18 protein-coding genes are annotated in these 17,265 nt (G+C 65.5%); 2 read left to right on the top strand and 16 right to left on the bottom strand.

The features are described from left to right. Positions 1–2: 2 nt before the first annotated feature. The 9 genes from CK215_RS11020 to rsfS form a co-directional block, all read right to left on the bottom strand. A complete protein-coding gene (locus CK215_RS11020) occupies positions 3–533 on the bottom strand; it encodes a nucleoside-diphosphate kinase (protein WP_095830956.1) in 531 nt (176 codons plus the stop codon). Further along, positions 530–949, bottom strand: a complete 420-nt coding sequence (rnk, locus tag CK215_RS11015; RefSeq protein WP_095830955.1) for a nucleoside diphosphate kinase regulator — start codon at positions 947–949, stop codon at positions 530–532. Before rnk ends, CK215_RS11020 begins: the two co-directional genes overlap by 4 nt. 271 nt (positions 950–1,220) lie before the next feature. Continuing rightward, positions 1,221–2,312, bottom strand: a complete 1,092-nt coding sequence (gene alr, locus CK215_RS11010) for an alanine racemase (protein WP_095831115.1) — start codon at positions 2,310–2,312, stop codon at positions 1,221–1,223. A gap of 251 nt (positions 2,313–2,563) precedes the next feature. Next, entirely contained in the window at positions 2,564–3,079 is a 516-nt protein-coding gene (locus CK215_RS11005; protein ID WP_067319545.1) for an RNA pyrophosphohydrolase, read from the bottom strand. 51 nt (positions 3,080–3,130) lie between these two features. Further along, positions 3,131–4,330 carry a divergent polysaccharide deacetylase family protein gene (locus CK215_RS11000; protein ID WP_095830954.1) on the bottom strand — a complete coding sequence of 400 codons (1,200 nt, stop codon included), beginning with the start codon at positions 4,328–4,330 and terminating at the stop codon, positions 3,131–3,133. Between the two features lie 212 nt (positions 4,331–4,542). Continuing rightward, complete coding sequence (locus CK215_RS10995) at positions 4,543–5,874, bottom strand: S41 family peptidase (RefSeq protein WP_067001610.1); 1,332 nt, start codon at positions 5,872–5,874, stop codon at positions 4,543–4,545. A gap of 1 nt (position 5,875) precedes the next feature. Continuing rightward, a complete protein-coding gene (locus CK215_RS10990) occupies positions 5,876–7,210 on the bottom strand; it encodes a murein hydrolase activator EnvC (RefSeq protein ID WP_095830953.1) in 1,335 nt (444 codons plus the stop codon). Between the two features lie 147 nt (positions 7,211–7,357). Further along, positions 7,358–7,840 (bottom strand): 23S rRNA (pseudouridine(1915)-N(3))-methyltransferase RlmH, encoded by a 483-nt coding sequence (gene rlmH / locus CK215_RS10985; protein WP_067001603.1) that lies wholly within the window; start codon positions 7,838–7,840, stop codon positions 7,358–7,360. Between the two features lie 61 nt (positions 7,841–7,901). Continuing rightward, complete coding sequence (rsfS, locus tag CK215_RS10980; RefSeq protein ID WP_059189846.1) at positions 7,902–8,279, bottom strand: ribosome silencing factor; 378 nt, start codon at positions 8,277–8,279, stop codon at positions 7,902–7,904. A 241-nt stretch (positions 8,280–8,520) separates the two neighbouring features. Here rsfS and CK215_RS10975 point away from each other — a divergent pair, with 241 nt between their 5' ends. Further along, on the top strand, positions 8,521–9,372 hold the full coding sequence (locus CK215_RS10975) for a mechanosensitive ion channel domain-containing protein (protein WP_067001600.1): 852 nt from the start codon (positions 8,521–8,523) through the stop codon (positions 9,370–9,372). A gap of 5 nt (positions 9,373–9,377) precedes the next feature. Here the strand turns inward: CK215_RS10975 and CK215_RS10970 are convergent, their stop codons facing one another. The 5 genes from CK215_RS10970 to obgE all read right to left on the bottom strand — a co-directional run bounded on the left by CK215_RS10970 (position 9,378) and on the right by obgE (position 15,070). Next, positions 9,378–10,655, bottom strand: coding sequence for an MFS transporter (locus CK215_RS10970; RefSeq protein WP_067001597.1), 1,278 nt, complete (start codon positions 10,653–10,655; stop codon positions 9,378–9,380). Between the two features lie 81 nt (positions 10,656–10,736). Further along, positions 10,737–11,324, bottom strand: coding sequence for a nicotinate-nucleotide adenylyltransferase (locus CK215_RS10965; RefSeq protein WP_067319708.1), 588 nt, complete (start codon positions 11,322–11,324; stop codon positions 10,737–10,739). 249 nt (positions 11,325–11,573) lie between these two features. After that, on the bottom strand, positions 11,574–12,860 hold the full coding sequence (locus tag CK215_RS10955; RefSeq protein ID WP_095830951.1) for a glutamate-5-semialdehyde dehydrogenase: 1,287 nt from the start codon (positions 12,858–12,860) through the stop codon (positions 11,574–11,576). Between the two features lie 18 nt (positions 12,861–12,878). Beyond that, positions 12,879–14,036 carry a glutamate 5-kinase gene (proB, locus tag CK215_RS10950; RefSeq protein ID WP_095830950.1) on the bottom strand — a complete coding sequence of 386 codons (1,158 nt, stop codon included), beginning with the start codon at positions 14,034–14,036 and terminating at the stop codon, positions 12,879–12,881. Next, positions 14,033–15,070, bottom strand: coding sequence for a GTPase ObgE (gene obgE, locus CK215_RS10945; RefSeq protein ID WP_095830949.1), 1,038 nt, complete (start codon positions 15,068–15,070; stop codon positions 14,033–14,035). The genes proB and obgE overlap by 4 nt, the downstream gene beginning before the upstream one ends. Before the next feature lie 148 nt (positions 15,071–15,218). On the opposite strand from obgE, the gene CK215_RS10940 reads away from it, so the two are divergent. Next, complete coding sequence (locus tag CK215_RS10940; RefSeq protein WP_095824117.1) at positions 15,219–16,082, top strand: endonuclease/exonuclease/phosphatase family protein; 864 nt, start codon at positions 15,219–15,221, stop codon at positions 16,080–16,082. 163 nt (positions 16,083–16,245) lie between these two features. On the opposite strand, the gene CK215_RS10935 is transcribed toward CK215_RS10940, so the two are convergent. Further along, positions 16,246–16,833, bottom strand: coding sequence for a GNAT family protein (locus CK215_RS10935; protein ID WP_067001577.1), 588 nt, complete (start codon positions 16,831–16,833; stop codon positions 16,246–16,248). Positions 16,834–16,958: 125 nt separating this feature from the next. Further along, a complete protein-coding gene (gene rpmA, locus CK215_RS10930; protein ID WP_040991608.1) occupies positions 16,959–17,228 on the bottom strand; it encodes a 50S ribosomal protein L27 in 270 nt (89 codons plus the stop codon). Positions 17,229–17,265 lie beyond the last annotated feature (37 nt).

The following is a 17,265-nucleotide window of genomic DNA, read 5'->3' as shown; positions in this document are numbered from 1 at the left end:
GATCATGCCGCCGAAGGGCCGGGATCGTCGCCTTCTGTCTGCCGGATTTTGCCGCCCCCGCCAAGGGGCCAACGATCGCCTGCGGCGCTGTACACCAGCCTCGGGCCAAGGGGTCGCTGTGCGGCAGTCCGAGCCGCCCGATGCTCGGCCTCCGGCTGGTAGGCCACATCCTCGAGAAGGATGCGCTCGCGGCTGCCGTCGGGGCGCTCGGCCACTACCGACTGGCCCGCCTTCATGCCGAGCAGGAAGAGGCCGCGCCAGGTGCCGAGCGGCAGGCCGAATCCGACAGGAGCGAAGGCGTCGCCCAGCATCAACGTCCTCGTCTCCGGGGCTCCGTCGTTGATCCGGAAGACTACCCGGCTGTTCAGTGTGGCGATGTCGGGCTCGACCATGCCGACCGGGATGCTGTTGCTCTCGGCGAGCTTGCGTTCGAGCATCGGCACGATCGCGTCGGCAAAGGCGCGCCGGCGCATCAGCATCGCTTCGAGAACCGCGAGATCCTTCGGAGTGAGACGATAGATGGTCCTGGTCATGGCGCCCTCCGCGACGCGGATTGCTCGACCGCGTGGATGGTCGCCGAAAGCACCCGGCCGTCGCGGCTTCGCCAGGAGACTGTGCGGCCGGCACGCGCGCCGATCAGCGCAGTTCCGAGCGGCGTCAGCACCGAGATGCGTTTTTCGGCGATGTCGGCCTCGGCGGGATAGACTAGCGTGACGCGCTGAATGCTTCCTTCCCCGTCGTGAAGCGTCACCGTCGTGCCCATCCGCACGACATCGGCTGGCATCGCCGCTTCGGCGGCGATCCGCGCGCGGTCCATCTCGGCGAGCAGGTCCTCGGCCATCTCGGGCGTCCGCTCGAGAAAGGCTCTGGCAAGGCCGCTGAGCCGGTCGTGGTCCGCGTCGCTGACGACGATCGTGTTTCGTGAACGCGATTGGGTTGTGGCATTCATGGCAAACCTCCTGGATTTGCACGTCGACGAACCGACGCGCGCTGCAGCTCGCTCAAAGGCGGCGACGAAGAGCCGACAGCCGCGAAAGGCTGGCTGGCTCGATGACGATGTCAGGAATTCAAATGCCCCGGCTCGGCGGTCGCCAACACGACCGCGCCGGGGCTACGCTCCCGCGATGGGGCAAACCCTGAAAAAGGTTCTGCTATGGGCGAGGTTGCTCATGCCTCGACCCTTGCCGAGATACACCGGCTTGTCAAGCAAGCCGCCCCTTTCACCCGCCGATGTAGCGGCGGTGAAAGCGCGCACCCAGGCTGGCCAGCACCTCGTAGCCGATGGTTCCGGCATGCGCGGCCGCGTCGTCGAGGCTTTGCGACGGCCCGATGAGCTCGACGAGGTCGCCCTCGCCCAGTTGATCGACCGGAAGCGCTGAAATGTCGAGGACAATGGAATCCATCGATACCCGCCCGACGAAAGGCAGCCGCACGCCCTCGAGCCAGGCGGCCGAGGCGGCGCGCCGGTGCCAGCCATCAGCATAGCCGAGCGAGATTGTCGCCAGCCTGAGCGGTCCGCGCGCCTGATGGGTATGGCCGTAGCCGATGCCGGCGCCGTCATCGACGTTGCGCGTCTGAGCCACCTTCGCCTGCAGCCGCACCACCGGCAGCATCGGGTTCGCCTCGCCCGGCGTCGGATTGATGCCGTAGAGCGCCGCGCCCGGCCGCGCGAGGTCGTGGTGGTAGGCCGATCCGAGAAAGATGCCGGACGAATTGGCAAGCGAGGCCGGCGCCTTGGGCAGCATCCCGCGCAGCCGCTCAAACGCGAGCCGCTGCGCTTCGTTGGCAGGATTGCGCGGCTCGTCGGCGCAGGCGAGATGGCTCATCACCAGGCGGATGTCGATGCCGCCGAAAGCATCCGCCGCGAGCGCCTCGACGTCAGCCGGCGGCACGCCGAGCCGTGACATGCCGCTGTCGACCTGAACAGCGGCCGGCAGCTTTCGGCCGGCGGCAAGCGCCGCTTCACGCCACGCTCTCAACTGAGCGGTGCTGTTGATGACAGGATGAAGCCCAGTCGCGATCGCTTCCGCCTCGGAGCCCGGCGGCAGGCCGTTGAGCACAAAGATCTCATGTCCGGGTCCAAGCGCCTTGCGCAGCGCGATGCCCTCGCCGAGCAGCGCGACGAAGAAGATCTCGCAGCCTTCGTTCATCAGCGCCGATGCCACGCGCGCTGCGCCGAGGCCATAGCCGTCGGCCTTGAGCACGCCGGCGCAGCGCACGCCCGCCAGCCGCGCCTTCAGCCGCCGGTAGTTCTCGCGGATGGCGCCAAGATCGATGGTCAGGATCGCGCCGGCTGAAGTTTCGCCGGGCATAAAGCCGCTGGTGGCGGTCGTTTGTGGCAAAGACGTTTTGGTGCCGGTCATCGGGGCAATTGCGTCGGACAAAGTCGGGTCACACTTGTTGCGGAGCTGCGTGCTTCTCGACGCCGGCGAAGTGCGCTTGTCGCGCGTGGTTCATGTTTGCCTCTTTGCCTGCGGCGCATCTGCATCAACAAAGCATGATCTCGACTACGGTGCCAACCTCTTCGCTAACCGAACTTAGTTGGAAGCGCGCCTGCCAACGCCTAGCGAGCAAGATGCTGGAACGCGGCCACCACCTGCTCGTAGACCTTGCGCTTGAACGGCACGATCAGGTCGGGCAGCTCCCGCATCGGCCGCCATGCCCATTGGTCGAATTCGGCCTTGTGGCCGCCCGGCGGCGGATTGATCTCAATCTCGCTCTCGTCGCCCTCGAAGCGGTAGGCGAACCATTTCTGCGTTTGGCCGCGATAGCGGCCCTTGAAGGCGACGCCGACCAGATGCGGCGGCAGGTCGTAGTTGATCCAGTGCGGCGCTTCGGCAAGCAGCGACACGCTGCGCATACCGGTCTCCTCGTAAAGCTCCCGCTCCGCCGCCGGGAGCGGCTCCTCGCCCTCGTCGATGCCGCCCTGCGGCATCTGCCAGAGTTTCGTGGTGCCGGAGAATTCGCTGTCCGGCTCGGCGATGCGATGACCGACCCAGACCAGCCCGGCCGGGTTGAGGATCATCAGCCCGACGCAGGGGCGATAGGGGAGCGTTTCAGGATCGATCTTTTTGGCCATCGTTGAGATTTCCAGCCGTTTTGGAGATGCATTCAGGCGAAAGGGTCGGCGTCAGCCTTTTTGCGGATCGATCGCCACCGCCGAAATCGGCACGATCTCGATGCCGCGCTTCTTCGCCTCGGCGACCCAGGACGCCACCGTGTCCACGGTGATATCGAAGGCCGAGCCGATGCCGACGGCGCTGCCCTTGGCGCGTGCCGTCGCCTCGAGGCTGTCCAGCTTCTTGAGGATTTCGCCGCGGTCCTGCACAGCATCGATCGCCATGTCGCCGGCGACGAAAGGAACGCCATCCTTCAGCGCGAGGTCGGGCGCCAGGCTTCGCGCGGAGGAGCCGTCGTCGACATAGGCAAGGCCGCGCTTGCCGAGCTCGGCCATGAACGGTCCCATCGCGTTTGCATCAGCCGAGAAACGCGCGCCCATATAGTTCATGACGCCGGTATAGTTGGTCGTCCTCGACAGCGCCCAGTGCAGGCTCTTCAGGTTCTCGTCCGGACTCGCAGCGACCGTCAGCGTGTTGCGTCCCGGATTGATGCTGGGATAATCGAACGGCTCGAGCGGTATCTGCATGACGATCTCATGTCCGCTCTGGCGCGCCGCCTTCATCCAGCGGTCGATGCTGTTGCCCTGCGGCGCGAAAGCCAGCGTCACCTCGGCCGGCAATTTGGCGATCGCCGCCTGCGTGCCGGTCTGGGAGACGGCGAGCCCGCCGATGACGATCGCCACGCGCGCGCCGCGCGCGCCGGACCAGGGCCGCGCATAGACGTCGAACGGTCGCCGGCCATCGGCGGAGCGCACCGGCAGCGGGCCGCTGTCGCTCGCCTCGATCAGCGCCCTGTCGGGAATATGCGCGACCTTGAGATTCTGGCTGAGTGTGGAAGGATCGCGGATGACGATACCGGCCTTCGGCGGACCATCGCCCTCTTCAGACTCGACATGGATGATTTGCGGGCCATCGCTCTTCATCGGCGTGCTCGCATTGGGCTTCGCCGCCGCCACCTCGGCCGGTGCCGGCGTCGGCGCCGGTGCCGGCGCGGGAGCCGGCGCCACGATTACCTTCGGCGTCGAAACGGCCGTCTCTTGCGGTTTGCGGAAAGGTTTTTCACGCAACGCGATCGCACCGGAAATGCCCACTACAGTGAGGACGGCGACCGCCGCGCCAAGCGTGGCGGCACCGAAGGTGCGCGAGGCAGGGCGCTCTGGCCGGAGCGTCTGTCCGAGCGGGCGTTCGATGTCCTTGCCGATGTCAGCCAAGCCGCATCCCCAGGCCCGTGACGCGGCTGATCGGATCAGCGCAGCTGATCGAATCGTCAGCGCTCACGCGCAAATTCAAAACCTTAGGCGACGCAGCGCCCGTTGCCGAACCACCCTGTCCCCGAATCAAACTGCCGGAACCTCGCGGTCCCGGCAGCATTGCATCGCTTCGGTCGGCCGGCCAGAGTGATCTGCCCCGGCCCTCCCCGTCTTTACTGGTTCAGCACAGCCTTGTCCGGGTTCGGCGGGAAGGCCGGATCGGTCTTTTGGCCGCGCAGCAGCTGTTCGGCATAGATCAGCTGCAGGTCGTCCTTCGGCTCCGGCGGCACATAGGCGGCCGAGCCCGAGCCGGTCGAGCTCTCGTCGGCCCCCTTGATGTGGCCCTTGAGGTCCGATTCGCCGCGGGTCAGGTCCCTGCCCTGCAGGTCCGGCGGCAGCGGCTGCTCGACCTTGATGTCGGGCGTGATGCCCTTGCCCTGGATCGACTTGCCCGACGGCGTGTAATAGAGCGCGGTGGTGAGCCTGAGCGCGCCATTCTCGCCGAGCGGGATGATGGTCTGCACCGAACCCTTGCCGAACGACTGCGTGCCGACGACGGTGGCGCGGCGCAGATCCTGCAGCGCGCCGGCGACGATCTCGGACGCGCTTGCCGAGCCGCCATTGACCAGCACGATCAGCGGCTTGCCGCCGATGTCGTCGTTCTGCTTCGGCTTGGCGTCGAAGCGGGTAACGTCCTTCGGATCGCGGCCGCGGGTCGAGACGATCTCGCCGCGCTTCAGGAAGGCGTCCGACACGCTCACCGCCTGGTCGAGCAGCCCGCCCGGATTGAGGCGCAGGTCGAGTACATAGCCCTTCAGCTTGTCGTTGGGCACCTGCTTCTTGATGTTCTCGATAGCGTTCTCGAGATCGTCATAGGTCTTCTCGGTGAAGGAGGTGATCTTCATGTAGCCGATGTCGTTCTCAACCCGGTATTTCACCGCCTTGACCTTGATGATGTCGCGCACGACCGTCAACTCGATCGGCTTGTCGGCGCCCTGGCGCAGGATGGTGAGCTTGATCGGCGTGTTGACCGGGCCGCGCATCTTCTCGACCGCGTCATTGAGGGTGAGGCCGCGCACCTCCTCGCCGTCGATCTTGGCGATATAGTCGCCGGCAAGCACGCCCGCCTTTGCGGCCGGCGTGTCGTCGATCGGCGTGATCACCTTGACCAGGTCGTTCTCCATCGTGACCTCGATGCCGAGGCCGCCGAACTCGCCCTTGGTCTGCACACGCATATCCTGCGCCTGCTCGGCATTCATGTAGGACGAGTGCGGGTCGAGCGAAGCCAGCATGCCGTTGATGGCGTTCTCGACCAGCGACTTGTCGTCCGGGGGCGTCACATATTGCGCGCGCACGCGCTCGAAGATGTCGCCGAAGATCGCCAGCTGCTTGTAGGTCTCGGAACCCGCAGCATTCGCCGCCGAGCCAGGTGCGCCGTAGACCAGGCTCATTGCCGATGCGCCCATCAGCGCGCCGGCAAACAGAAGCGACAATTTCCGCATCATTTCACGTCCTTCCAGAAAATCGGTCCGCCCACCAGGGGTTCGGATCGACGGGTTTTCCATCCTTGCGGAACTCAACATAGAGTTCCGGCGTCGCATTTCCATTCTGCGAGGCCGAGGTGCTTGCCACCCGGGCCTCTCCCATCGCGCCGATCGGCTCTCCTGCGAGCACCGACTGTCCGGTCGCGACGCTGATTCTGCTCATCCCCGCCAGGACGACATGATACCCATCGCCCGCATTGAGGATCAAGAGTTGACCATAGGAGCGAAACGGCCCCGCATAAAGAACGTTTCCATCCGCCGGCGCGGTGACGATGGCCCCCGATTGTGTCGCAACCATGTCTCCCTGCATCATTGCGCCATTGCCGTCGTCGGTGCCGAAGCGCCGTTTGATCTTGCCGATGACCGGCAGCGCGATCTGGCCCTGGAGCGCCGCGAACGGGGCGGAAGCGGTTAAACGATTGCCCTCCGGCACCGGCGGCGCGGCGGGTTCCGCCGTCGATGCGGTCGTGTCGGCGTCCGCCGATTTCCGATCGGCCGCCTTGGCCTGGTCGGCCGCCTTGCGCGCCTTGTCGGCCTCGAGCGAGGCGATGAGGTCCTTGAGGCTGCTGGCCTTGTCCGCCAGCTGCTGCGAGCGCTGCCGCTCTGCTGCCAGGGCCGCTTCGGTATCGGCCTGCAGCTTCTGCTTGGCCTCGAGCAGCATGGTCAGTCGTTTCTTTTCCGCCGTCTGCTCGGTGACGGCAGCGGTAAGCCGCCCGCGTTCGGCCTCGATCGAGGCCGTCACCCGGGTCTGTTCCTTGAAATCGGCGAGCAGCCTGTCGGTCTGCTGGCGCAATTCCGGCACCACGGCGCCGAGCAGGATGGCACTGCGCACCGACGACAACGCGTCCTCCGGCTTGACCAGGATCGCCGGTGGCGGATTGAGCCCCATGCGCTGCAGCGCGCCGAGCACCTCGGCGAGCACGTCGCGCCGCGCCACCAGCGAAGCGTGCAGCTTCTCTTGCTCGGCCTTCAGTCCTTCCAGTTTGGCGCCGATGTCCTCGATGTCCTGGCCGAGCTTCTGCTCGGTCATCGCCGACTGGATCAGCGCCGCACTGATCGAGGCATGGTCCTTCTTCACCGTCGCGACGTCGGCGGCAAGCTTGGCCAGCCGCTCGGAGGACAACGAGATTTCCTTGGAGACCTGCTCGTATTCGACCCGGCTCTTGTCGGGGTCCGGCGGGACATCGAGCGAATTTTCCGCGGCCATAGCCGGCCCGAGCGCGATCAGCGCGGCGACAAGTGTCAAGCCGCAGCGGCTGCGCCAGGCGCGCGTTCTCGAATTCCAGCCTTCAGACATCAGGCCTCGACTCTATCCGCCGCTTCGTTAACGAACCATCAACCATGTTGGAGCACCCGCAACAACCGTGATGCCGGTTCATTGAGGCGGAAATCGGTGCAAGCGGACGTGATCCCCAGCTTTCGGGGTCACAGCGCGAACGATGACTCACGAGCGGTGATAGGGATGCCCAGCAAGGATGGTGGCGATGCGATAGAGCTGTTCGCCGAGCATGACGCGCACCAGCTGATGCGGCCAGGTCAGCGCTCCGAACGACAACACCAGATCGGCCTCTTCGCGCAAGGATTTGTGATGGCCGTCCGCGCCGCCGATCGCGATGACCAGCGCCTTGCGGCCGCTGTCGCGCAACTGGCCGATGCGGGCCGCCAGGTCCTCCGAGGACAGCGCCTTGCCGCGTTCGTCGAGCAGGAACAGCACGTTGCCTTGCTGCAGCTGACCCTGCAGCTTCTGGCCCTCCTCGCGGCGACGTTCGTCGGCGCTCTGGCCGCGGCTCTCGGATGTCTCGACAATGCCGGCAAATTCCAGCCCGACCGCGGGCCCGCTCTTGGCGAAGCGCTCGAAATAGCGGTCGGCGAGCTCTCTCTCGGGGCCGGTCTTCATCCGGCCCACGGCATGAACGGTGATCTTCATCCTCGCCTCGGCGAGCTCTCGATCGGCGCCGGACCGGAACGGTCACGGCCCGCGATACGGCTCAGTGCAAGGTCTCTTCCTCGAGATCCGGCGCCTGCCACATCTTTTCGAGATTGTAGAATTCGCGGACTTCGGGACGGAAGACATGGACGATGATGTCGCCGGAATCGATCAGGACCCAGTCGGCGCTGGCCAGCCCTTCGACGCGCGCCATGCCGAGACCGGCATCCTTGAGCGCCTTGAGGAGATGGTCTGCGACCGCCGAGACATGGCGGTGCGATCGGCCCGATGCGACGACCATATAGTCGCCGAGGCTCGATTTACCCTGGATGTCGATTGAGACGATGTTTTCGGCCTTGGAGTCTTCCAGACTGGCAAGGACTGTCTTGATGGCGAGGGAGGCAGCATCGCTTCCGCTGATCCCGGCCGGCGAAGGCACGATATCGGCCTTCTTCCGCAGTGCTGTTCTCAGTGTGTTTCCTTTCCCAATAAGAACAACCAAATCACCCGGCAAATCAGGTGACCCTGCTTAGATAGGCAGAGTTCCATTGCAGTTTCAAGACGGGCGCGCTCTCAGGACGGCCTCGGCAGGCCGGACAGGCCCTCGGAAGGCTGAAAAGAGCGGAACCCCTGCGCGCCGCATGGGTTATCGGCACACCGGACAAAGGGGATTCCCAACCATGCCAATCGACCCGCAGAGCGCCCTCATCACGATTCAAGCCGGGCTTGCGCAGCTCAGCTCGCTGATAGTCTCCTATTCCTTCTCGGCAATCGGTGCTGTGATCCTTCTGGTTGTCGGCTACCTCGTAGCCGGCCTTGCCGAGCGATCGATCTATGCCGGGCTCGGTCATATTCACGGCTTTGACGAGACGCTGCGCCACTTCTTCTCCCAGGTCGTCCGCTACGGCATCCTGATCCTGGTCGTTATCATGGTGCTCGGCCAGTTTGGCGTGCAGACGGCTTCGATCATCGCCGCGATCGGCGCTGCCGGTCTGGCGATCGGCCTTGCACTGCAAGGTACGCTGCAGAACATCGCCGCCGGCATCATGCTGCTTGCGCTGAGGCCCTTCCGCATCGGCGAATATGTGGAGGTCGGTGCGATCGCCGGCACAATCGAGGAGATCGGCCTGTTCGCGACCAAGCTGCGCACTGTCGAAGGCATCTACATCCTGGCGCCCAACCAAACGCTGTGGAACCAGCCGGTGCGGAATTTCACCCGCAACGGCGTCAGACGCACCGATATCAGCTTGAGCATCGGTTCATGGAACGACATCGACCGCGGGCAGAAGACGCTGCTTGCCATCGCCAATGCCGAGAAGCGCATCCGGCGCGAGCCGGCGCCGATCGCCTTCATCGCAGGGCTTGGCGAGAGCACGGTTTCACTGACCCTGCGCTACTGGACTTCAGCGGCCGACTATTTCGCCACCCAGATCGACTTGACCAAACGCGCCAAGCTGGCCTTCGACAACGAGGGCATTTCGATCCCCCTGCCGCCGCCCGAGATACCGTCCCAGGAAGTCCGCAAGCAATAATCTCGTCAGTCCTTGGCCGGCTTTGCCGGCTCCTCCGGCGCGAAGGCGAGCTCCACCGGCAGGGGCGTCTGCGCCGACATCGGCGCGAAGCTGCCGGTTGCGGCAGCAGGCATTGGTCGCGCCGCAAACACCCGCCACAGCACGAACAGGCAGAACGCGGAAGCGATGGCGATGCCGACATAGATGAAGGTCCCGGTGCCGAAGACGGCGGAAAGCGCCGTCACGATGCCGGGTACGATGAAGCCGGACAGCGACCAGGCAAAGAGCAGCGAACTCGACAGCGCCAGCAGCTCTTCCTTCCTGGCGCGATCGGCGGCGTGGGCGCTGGACAGCGAATAGATCGATTCCGATGCACCGTCCCAGATCAGGTAGATCGCCACCAGGGCCATCAGCGCGCCGCCGTCGAAGGCGATGGCGAGCAGGCTCGCCGCCACCGCCAGCGCCGCCGTGCCCGCCAGCACATAGCGGCGGTCGGTACGGTCCGAGAGCCAGCCGAGCGGTATCTGCAGGATCAGCGTGCCGACCGGCATCGCCGACAAGAGCAGCGCCACCTCTGCCTGGCTGTAACCCTTGGCGGTGGCGTGGATCGGCGCAAAACCGGAAATGATCATCGACAGGCCGCCCACCGCCAGCATGCCGACGACGCCGACTGGCGAGATCCTCCACGCTTGGCCGAGCGCCACCGAAGCGGCCTGCGGCGCGGGCGGCTGGGCAAGCCGCGTCATGCCCACCGGCAGGATGGACAGCGCGGTGAAGGCGATGCCGATCAGCGGCGCCGCCGCCGTCTGGATGTCGATCGCGGCGAGCGTCGCATAACCGACGCCCAATCCGGCGATATAGGCGACGTAGAACACCGCCATCACCCGGCCGCGTATGGCGTTCGGCAGGGCGTCGTTGAGCCAGCTCTGCGCGACGATGAAAAGGCCGCATATGGCGAAGCCGTAGAGCGCCCGCGCCGCGATCCACAGCAGCGGCATCGGTCCGGCGCCGATCGCCACGTTGGAGAGCGCGATGAGCGCCGAAAGCACCATGAACGCGCGTGCATGGCCGACCCGGCGCACCAAGGGTCCGGTCAGGATGCAGCCGGCGAGCCCGCCGGCCGAAAGGCCGGTGACGATCAGTCCGGCCCAGGTCGGATCGAAACCATCGGCGCCGAGCCGCACCGGAATGAAGGCGAACATCAGCCCGTTGCCGATCGCGATCAGCGCCATCGACACGATGACGCTGGCAATGGCAATCAGCGGCGCCGATTGTCCGGGATCGGTTTGGGTTTGCTTCAGCATGCCCTCGCAGCTTGGCTGATCGGAATGCGATAGGCCGCCGTAAAAGCGACATCGCTCGGCCCCTTGTGGAAGATGGGCGCCTCAGCCCTTCGCCGCCTTGCGGATTGCGGTGGAGGAAAGCGAAGAGCGCGGGCCGTGGATGAAGGTCCAGGCCGGCGCCCGCATGCGGGCAAGCAGCGGCGCGTCGCCTTCGTCGACGCGGGCATAGTCGAAGGTCTTGGCGACGACCGAGGACAGGAAGGAGAGCGTGGCGCCCGGTCGGTCGATGACGGCGATCGGGAAGGTCAGCACGATCTCGCGCCAGCGCTGCCAGCGATGGAAGTCGCGTAAGGAATCCGCGCCCATGATCCAGACGAAGTCGACACCTGGATTGCGCGCCTTGACCAGCGCCAGCGTGTCGGCGGTGTAGCGGACATGCTGCGCCGCCTCGAAGGCAGTGACCTTGATCTTCGGATTCCTGGCGATCCTTTCAGACAGCGCGACGCGCTCGGCGAGCGGCGCCAGCTCGCGCGCGCTTTTCAGCGGATTGCCGGGCGTCACGATCCACCAGAGCTGGTCGAGAGCCAGCCTTCTCAGCGCAATCTCGGCGACCAGCGCGTGGCCGGCATGCGGCGGGTTGAACGAGCCGCCGAAGAGGCCGACGGCCAGCCCTTTGCCGGCATGCGGCATGCGAAGGTAGGAGGCGGGGACGGGCTGCTCGGGCTGGGAAAGCATGACGCTAGGCACCCCCCTCTGCCCTGCCGGGCATCCCCCCCGCAACGGGGGAGATTGGCAGCTCCTTCGCAGTCGCAAATCTTGCAGTGTTGGCGACTGGCGAAACCGGGAAAATCAGCTGATCTCCCCCCTTGCGGGGGAGATGGCCGGCAGGCCGGAGGGAGGTGCCTAGGCGCAAGCTTCAGCCTCTTAGGGCAAGCGACATCAAGGCCTCACTTGCCCCGACCCGCGCACGCGGTACTTGAACGAGGTCAGCTGCTCGACGCCGACCGGTCCGCGCGCATGCATCTTGCCGGTGGCGATGCCGATCTCGGCGCCCATGCCGAACTCGCCGCCGTCGGCGAACTGTGTCGAGGCATTGTGCAACAAAATCGCCGAGTCGATCTCGCTGAAGAATGTTTCGACCGATTGCGCATCCTCGGCGACGATCGCCTCGGTGTGATGCGAGGAGAAGGTCTCGATATGCTCGATCGCGCCCGCCACGCCGTCGACCAGCTTCACCGCGATGATCGCGTCGAGATATTCCGTCACCCAGTCGGCGTCGGTCGCCGGGCTGGCATCGGCAAAGGCTTTCATCACCTCGACCTCTGCATGGATCTCACAGCCGGCGGCGCGCAGGGCCTCCAGGATCGGCACCAGATGGGTGGACGCGACCGCACGGTCGACGAGCAGCGTCTCGGCGGCGCCGCACACGCCGGTGCGCCGCATCTTGGCGTTGACGGCGATCTGGACCGCCATGTCGAGCTTCGCCGAGCGATCGACATAGAGATGGCAGATGCCTTCGAGATGGGCAAAGACCGGTACGCGCGCCTCGGTCTGCACGCGCCCGACCAGGCTCTTGCCGCCGCGCGGGATGATGACGTCGAGATTGCCGCCTAAGCCCTTGAGCATCTCGCCGACCGCGGCGCGGTCGGTGGTCGGCACCAATTGGATGGCGTCTTGCGGCAGGCCGGCTGCTTTCAGCCCCTCGACCATGCAGGCATGGATAGCCGACGACGAATTGATCGAATCCGAGCCGCCGCGCAGGATCACGGGATTGCCGGCTTTCAGGCAGAGTGCGCCGGCATCGGCCGTCACGTTCGGGCGGCTTTCATAGATGACGCCGATGACGCCGAGCGGCGTGCGCACGCGCTCGATATGGAGGCCGTTCGGCCGGTCCCATTCGGCAATCACCTCGCCGACCGGATCCTTGAGCGCCGCGATCTCGCGAATGCCGTCGGCCATCGCCTTGATACGTGAGGGGTTGAGTTTCAGCCGGTCCATGAAGGAACCGGACAGCCCGGCTTCGTCGCCGTTCGACATATCGATGGCGTTGGCCTCTAGGATCGCCTGCTCGTTGCGCAGGATGGCGTCGGCCATCGCGGCCAAGGCGTCGTTCTTGGCCTTGGTCGATGCGACGGCCAACGGTCGGGCAGCGGCGCGGGCGCGGAGGCCGATATCGGCCATCAGCGTCACCGTATCTTCCCCGGATTTGTCATGCAGCTTCAGCATGGTTCATCCTCCGCTGGGTCATTCGTCGGCCAAAACTTGGTCGTCGGCCAATACTTGATCACTGGATCGACTTACCACAAGGTCGTCGCGATGGATCATCGCCGAGCGGGCCTCGTAGCCGAGCACATTTTCGATCTCGGCCGTCTTCAAACCCGCGATCCTTACGGCATCGGCGGCATCATAGGCAACCAGCCCGCGCGCGATCTCGCGGCCCTCGGGCGACAGGATCGCCACCGTGTCGCCGCGCGAGAAATTGCCGCTGACGAGCTTGACGCCGGCCGGCAGCAGCGACTTGCCCGATTTCAGCGCGCCGACAGCGCCGGCATCGACGGTGAGCCGCCCGGCCGGCTCCAACTGTCCCGCGATCCAGGTCTTGTAGCCCTTCACCGGGTTGGCGCTGGGGTTGAAGAAGGTGGCGCGCTCGCCGCGCTCGATCGCCATCAGCGGCGACAGGCGCGTGCCGGCGGTGATGATCATCGCGGTGCCGGCGGCGTTGGCGATCTTGCCCGCGTCGAGCTTGGTCCGCATGCCGCCGCGCGAGAGTTCCGAAGCGGCGGCGCCCGCCATCGCCTCGATGTCCGGCGTGATGCGGTCGACCACCGGAATGAACTTGGCTCGCGGGTCCTTGGCCGGCGGCGCCGTATAGAGCCCGTCGATGTCGGAAAGCAGCACCAGAAGATCGGCGCCCATCATCGTCGCCACCCGCGCCGCCAGCCGGTCGTTGTCGCCATAACGGATTTCGGAGGTCGCGACCGTGTCGTTCTCGTTGATGACCGGCACCGCCTTCATCTTGAGCAAGGTCGAGATCGTTGCGCGGGCGTTAAGGTAGCGGCGGCGCTCCTCGGTATCGCCGAGGGTCAACAGAATCTGCCCGGATTTGAGCCCGTCCCTGCCCAGCGCATCCGACCAGGCGCCCGCAAGCGCGATCTGGCCGACGGCCGCCGCCGCCTGGCTTTCCTCAAGCTTCAGCGCACGTTTGCCGAGCCCGAGAATGGTGCGGCCGAGCGCGATGGCGCCCGAGGAGACGACGAGCACCTCCGCGCCGGCATTGGCGAGCACCGCGATGTCCTCGGCTAAAGAGGTCAGCCAATCGCGCTTCAGGCCGGTCGCGCGGTCGACGAGCAGCGCCGAGCCGATCTTCACGGTTATGCGCCGGTATGACTTCAGCGATTTCATGGGTTTTGCCGCCAGCGCGTATCGACTGGAGCGGGAACGGCGTCGCGCGCCTCGGCGACCACCGCCATCAGCGCGCGCTGCACAGCCTCGACGCCTTCGCCGGTGACGGCCGACAACAGCATCGGCGCGCGGCCGGCGGCGCGTTTCAGCGAGGCAGCCTTCTTCTTGCGCGCGTCCGCGTCGAGGATGTCGACCTGGCTGAGGGCGACGATCTCAGGTTTGTCGGCCAGCCCATGGCCATAGGCTGCGAGCTCGGCGCGCACGGTCTTGTAGGCCTTGCCGGGATTTTCCTCCTGCGCCGAGACGAGATGGAGCAGCACGCGCGTGCGCTCGACATGGCCGAGGAAGCGGTCGCCGATGCCGACGCCCTCATGCGCGCCCTCGATCAGGCCGGGGATGTCGGCCAGCACGAATTCGCGGCCGTCGATGCGGGCGACGCCGAGGCCGGGATAGAGCGTGGTGAAGGGATAGTCGGCGATCTTCGGCTTGGCGGCGGTGACAGCGGCAAGGAAGGTCGACTTGCCGGCGTTGGGCAGGCCGACAAGGCCGGCATCGGCGATCAGCTTGAGCCGCAGCCAGATGCTCAACTCCTCGCCCGGCTGGCCGGGATTGGCGCGGCGCGGCGCCTGGTTGGTCGAGGTCTTGAAATGCTGGTTGCCGAAGCCGCCATTGCCGCCCTTGGCGAGCAGAAAGCGTTGGCCGACCTCGATCAAATCGCAGATCAGCGTCTCATTGTCCTCGGCGAATACCTGGGTGCCGGCCGGCACTTTGAGCGTCGCGTCGGCGCCCTTGGCGCCCGTCATGTTGCGGCCCATGCCGTGCATGCCGGTCTTGGCCTTGAAATGCTGCTGGTAGCGGTAGTCGATCAGTGTGTTCAAGCCATCGACGGCTTCGACCCAGACATCGCCGCCGCGGCCACCGTCGCCGCCGTCCGGACCGCCGAACTCGATGAATTTCTCGCGGCGGAACGACATCGATCCGGCACCACCGTCGCCGGACCGGATGTAAACTCGGGCTTGGTCGAGGAATTTCATCGGATTTTCAGGTTTCTGCTATTGCGCTTGCGGGATTGCTCTAAACCAAGGTGGAGCCAAGGGCGAGGCCCGTTTGCAACTAAAGCGCCGGCTGCACTTTAGCCAGGGGCGCGGTAGCACTGTTCGCGGGCGAGACCGGGAGGCGGGAATGAAGCTTGTCACCTACAACATCCAGTATGGCATCGGCCTCGACGGCAAATACGATGTCGGCCGCATCGCCGACGCGGTGCGCGGCGCCGATGTCATCGCCCTGCAGGAAGTCACCCGCAACAACCCGCGCAACGGCGACCGCGACATGGTGGCCGAGATCGGCGAAGCGCTGCCGGACTATTTTGTCGCCTATGCCAGCAATTTCGAGGTCAATATCGGCTCGCGCCTGGATGCCGGCCGCGCCGTCACCCGCACCTTCCAGCTCGGCAATATGGTGCTGTCGAAGACGCCCATTCATCTGTCGCGTAATCTCCTTCTGCCGCGCAGCCGCAGCCTGGAGCGGATGAACTTCCAGCGCGGCGCGCTGGAGGCGCTAATCGAGACGCCGCTCGGCTTCATCCGCTTCTACTCCACCCATCTCGACCACCGCAGCCCCGTCGAGCGTCAGAGCCAAATCCGTTTCCTGCGCCAGCGCCTGCTCAACTACGCGCTGGAAGGCGGCGGCCTTTCCGGCATTCCCGAAATCGGCCTGCCGGACCTGCCCTATCCGGAAGCCTTCATCGTCATGGGCGACTTCAACATGCTGCCCGGATCGCCTGAATATGTCGAACTCGCCGGACGTCCGGACCATGAATTCGGCATGCCGCTCACCGCCGATCTCGCCGTCGATGTCGCCCAGCGCCTGGAGGTTTCCGGCCTCTTCACCTGGATCGACCCCAATCGACCCAACGATGCGGGCCGCCACAAATGCATCGACTACGTCTTCACCAGCGCTTCGCTCGCCGGCTCGCTGAAGCGCCTGTGGGCCGACCGGCAGGCGCGTGGATCGGACCACCTGCCGGTCTGGGTCGAATTGGGTTGAGTCGTCTTTGAGCGCCGACGCCTATGCGTGTTGCTATTCAGGTCAGGCTGAGCCGAAAATGACGGCTTCCGAGAACCGGAGCGGAGCGTACTGAAAGTACGCGAGCACCGGAAGCGCAGGAAACCGTCATTTGCGGGCCGGCCTCACCTGAATTTCAACATGCCTAGAAGTGCACCCAGTTGCGCAGGCTCGTCCAGGTCTTGCGGTCCAGCCGGTAGCGCTCGACCGGCACCTGGCCGGCGACGATCGAGTTCAGCATGCCCTGGCCGGCATACTGAAAGCCGCACTTGTGGATGACGCGGCGCGATGCCGGATTGATGACCCTGGTCGAGGCATGCAGCACCTGGATCGAGGTCTTCTGGAAGGCAAGGTCGACCAGCGCGTGCGCCGCCTCGGTCGCATAGCCGCGCTTCCAGTAAGGCTCGCCGATCCAGTAGCCCAGCTCCAGCCCGCGATCGGTGGTATTCAACCCCGCGCAGCCGACGAAAGTGCCGGTTCCGGCGAGCGTCAGCGCATAGGCGATGCCGGCGCGGCGCGACGAGGCCATGGCGAGGAAGGCGCGGGCCTCGGCTTCGCCGTAAGGATGCGGCATGCGGGCCAGCATTTCGGCGACGTGACGGTTGTCGGCCAGAGCGACGAGTTGCGCGAGATCGCTCTCGCGCGGAGCGCGCATGACCAGGCGCTCGGTGGCGAGCACCGGGCAATCGATCGCGTAACTTTCGTCTTCGGTGTCTTCCGCTTCGGCAACCATTTTAGTCCTCCAGGGCAAAGAAAAATGAAAAAGGAGAGATGGAAGCCCATCTCTCCTGATCCTTTTCCTGGCCTGGCCAGACACCGGTTCCCGAGATGGGCGCCGGTGTTATGGTGCGGAACCGGCTACTCCGCTGCTTTGGTGATCGGGTTTACCGAGACGTAGGTTCGGCCGTTGGCTTTTTTGTTGAAGGTGACTGCGCCGGCTTCGAGCGCAAAAAGGGTGTGGTCGGTGCCCATGCCAACGTTGGTGCCCGGATGCCATTGCGTGCCGCGCTGACGAATGATGATGTTGCCGGCGACGACGGCTTCGCCACCGAACTTCTTCACGCCGAGACGCTTGGAGTGCGAATCGCGACCGTTGCGCGACGAACCGCCAGCTTTCTTGTGTGCCATCTAACTAACTCCGATGCGCCCTGAGGCGCTTGAATGG

Source organism: Mesorhizobium sp. WSM3864, assembly GCF_002294955.1.
In the GTDB taxonomy this organism is placed as follows: domain Bacteria; phylum Pseudomonadota; class Alphaproteobacteria; order Rhizobiales; family Rhizobiaceae; genus Mesorhizobium.
Note: the sequence above shows the minus strand (reverse complement) of the source record. Positions and strands in the feature narration are given on the sequence as shown.

Excerpts from the sequence above, each read along its gene's own strand:
- rnk (WP_095830955.1), bottom strand. The coding sequence starts at position 949 with ATGAATGCCACAACCCAATCGCGTTCACGAAACACGATCGTCGTCAGC.
- CK215_RS10995 (WP_067001610.1), bottom strand. The coding sequence starts at position 5,874 with ATGATGCGGAAATTGTCGCTTCTGTTTGCCGGCGCGCTGATGGGCGCA.
- CK215_RS10970 (WP_067001597.1), bottom strand. The coding sequence starts at position 10,655 with ATGCTGAAGCAAACCCAAACCGATCCCGGACAATCGGCGCCGCTGATT.
- rlmH (WP_067001603.1), bottom strand. The coding sequence starts at position 7,840 with ATGAAGATCACCGTTCATGCCGTGGGCCGGATGAAGACCGGCCCCGAG.
- CK215_RS10965 (WP_067319708.1), bottom strand. The coding sequence starts at position 11,324 with ATGCCGCATGCCGGCAAAGGGCTGGCCGTCGGCCTCTTCGGCGGCTCG.
- obgE (WP_095830949.1), bottom strand. The coding sequence starts at position 15,070 with ATGAAATTCCTCGACCAAGCCCGAGTTTACATCCGGTCCGGCGACGGT.
- proB (WP_095830950.1), bottom strand. The coding sequence starts at position 14,036 with ATGAAATCGCTGAAGTCATACCGGCGCATAACCGTGAAGATCGGCTCG.
- CK215_RS10975 (WP_067001600.1), top strand. The coding sequence starts at position 8,521 with ATGCCAATCGACCCGCAGAGCGCCCTCATCACGATTCAAGCCGGGCTT.
- CK215_RS10940 (WP_095824117.1), top strand. The coding sequence starts at position 15,219 with ATGAAGCTTGTCACCTACAACATCCAGTATGGCATCGGCCTCGACGGC.
- CK215_RS11020 (WP_095830956.1), bottom strand. The coding sequence starts at position 533 with ATGACCAGGACCATCTATCGTCTCACTCCGAAGGATCTCGCGGTTCTC.
- rpmA (WP_040991608.1), bottom strand. The coding sequence starts at position 17,228 with ATGGCACACAAGAAAGCTGGCGGTTCGTCGCGCAACGGTCGCGATTCG.
- CK215_RS10955 (WP_095830951.1), bottom strand. The coding sequence starts at position 12,860 with ATGCTGAAGCTGCATGACAAATCCGGGGAAGATACGGTGACGCTGATG.
- CK215_RS10990 (WP_095830953.1), bottom strand. The coding sequence starts at position 7,210 with ATGTCTGAAGGCTGGAATTCGAGAACGCGCGCCTGGCGCAGCCGCTGC.
- CK215_RS10935 (WP_067001577.1), bottom strand. The coding sequence starts at position 16,833 with ATGGTTGCCGAAGCGGAAGACACCGAAGACGAAAGTTACGCGATCGAT.
- alr (WP_095831115.1), bottom strand. The coding sequence starts at position 2,312 with ATGCCCGGCGAAACTTCAGCCGGCGCGATCCTGACCATCGATCTTGGC.
- CK215_RS11005 (WP_067319545.1), bottom strand. The coding sequence starts at position 3,079 with ATGGCCAAAAAGATCGATCCTGAAACGCTCCCCTATCGCCCCTGCGTC.